This is a genomic window from Streptomyces sp. BRA346 (assembly GCF_052851135.1).
In genome coordinates this window covers 1-1,877 of record NZ_JAIWIH010000152.1, presented here as the reverse complement: position 1 = coordinate 1,877, position 1,877 = coordinate 1, and the positions used below count along the sequence as shown (strand labels likewise).

The window sequence follows — 1,877 nt, the reverse complement described above, 5'->3', positions numbered from 1 at the left end:
GCGTCGATGTGCGGCTCGTCGAGCTGGCTGTCGGGGATGACCGGGGCGCGGTGGCCGAGCAGCTGCGTGCGTCGGTCGTGGGTGCGTCGGTCGCGGGTGCGGTGTCGCTGCTGGCGGTCGAGGGTGACGCCGGTCTGCTGCGTACGGCCGTGCTGACGCAGGCGTTGGGCGATGCGGGTGTGGGTGCGCCGTTGTGGGTGGCGACGCGTGGTGCGGTGTCGGTGGGGCGTTCGGATGGCGCGGTGTGCCCGGACCAGGCGTTGGTGTGGGGTCTGGGCCGGGTGGCGGCGTTGGAGCTGCCGGAGCGGTGGGGCGGGCTGGTTGATCTGCCGGAGACGGCGGATGAGCGTGCGCTCGCGCGGCTCGCGGGAGTGCTGGCCGGTGATGGCGGCGAGGACCAGGTCGCGGTGCGCGGCTCGGGGGTCTTCGGACGCCGTCTCGTACGGGCCTCGGGGCCCGCGTCGTCGGGTGGTTCGTGGCGGCCGAGCGCGGGGTCCGTTCTGGTCACGGGCGGTACGGGCGCCCTGGGCGCGCGGGTGGCCCGCTGGCTGGTGGCGAGTGGCGCCGAGCATGTGGTGTTGAGCAGCCGTCGTGGTCCGGACGCTCCGGGTGCGGCCGAGCTGCGGGACGAGCTGTCGGCGTCGGGCGCCCGGGTGACCGTGGCGGCGTGTGATGTGGCCGACCGGGATGCGCTGGCGGAGTTGCTGGCGTCGCTGCCGGAGGAGCTGCCGCTGACCGCCGTCATCCACACCGCAGGTGTGCTGGACGACGGCGTCGTGGACGGGCTGGACGCCGGGCGCATGGAACGGGTGCTGCGCGCCAAGGCCGCGTCCGCGCAGAACCTCCACGAGCTGACCCGCGACCTGGACCTCTCCGCGTTCGTCCTCTTCTCCTCCCTCGCCGCGACGGTCGGCGCGCCCGGCCAGGGCACCTACGCGGCCGCCAACGCCTACCTGGACGCGCTCGCCGAGCAGCGGCGCGCCCAGGGCTTGCCCGCCACCTCGATCGCCTGGGGCCCCTGGGCCGATGGCGGCATGGCAGCCGACGACGCGCTGGAGCGGCGCATGCGTCGCGACGGCGTGCCGCCGATGGCGCCTGAGCTGGCGCTGACCGCGCTTCGGCAGGCGCTCGACCACGGCGACACGGCCGTGACGGTCGCGGACATCGACTGGGACCGTTTCCTCGAGGAGTTCACCGCCGTACGGCCCAGCGCGCTGTTCGGCGAGCTGGCCGCCGCGCGGCCCGCACCGGCCGCCGCCGAACGCCCGACCGCCACCGGGGCCGGGACCGGCACACTCGCGGAGCGGCTGTCCGGCCTGACCGGGACCGAGCGCGCCCAGGCGGTGCTGGAGCTCGTCCGTACGCAGGTCGCGGCCGTGCTGGGCCACGTCGAGGCCGACGCGGTCGTGGCGGGGCGTGCGTTCAAGGAGCTGGGCTTCGACTCGCTCACCGCCGTCGAACTCCGCAACCGGCTGAACGCGGCCACCGGTCTGCGGCTCCCCGCCACCCTCATCTACGACTACCCCAACGCCACCGCGCTGGCCGACCACCTGCGGACGGAACTGCTGGGCGCCGACGCGACGACGACCGGCGGCACCGCCACGCCGCAGCTCGCGGTGGCCGACGATCCGATCGCGATCGTGGCGATGAGCTGCCGTTTCCCGGGCGGGGTGCGGACGCCGGAGGAGCTGTGGCAGCTGCTCACGGCGGGCGGGGACGCGATAGCCGATTTCCCGGCGGACCGTGGCTGGGACCTGGCGGGGCTGTACGACCCGGACCCGGACCGTCAGGGCACCTCGTACACGCGCGAGGGCGGTTTCCTCTACGACGTCGCCGACTTCGATCCGGCGTTCTTCGGTATCTCGCCGCGCGAGGCC

The 1,877-nt window shown here is 74.9% G+C and carries 1 protein-coding gene; it reads left to right on the top strand.

Annotated elements, in window-relative coordinates; genetic code table 11:
• On the top strand, positions 1 to 1,877 hold a 1,877-nt coding region (locus LCH29_RS43850; protein WP_446467269.1), incomplete at both ends, for an SDR family NAD(P)-dependent oxidoreductase.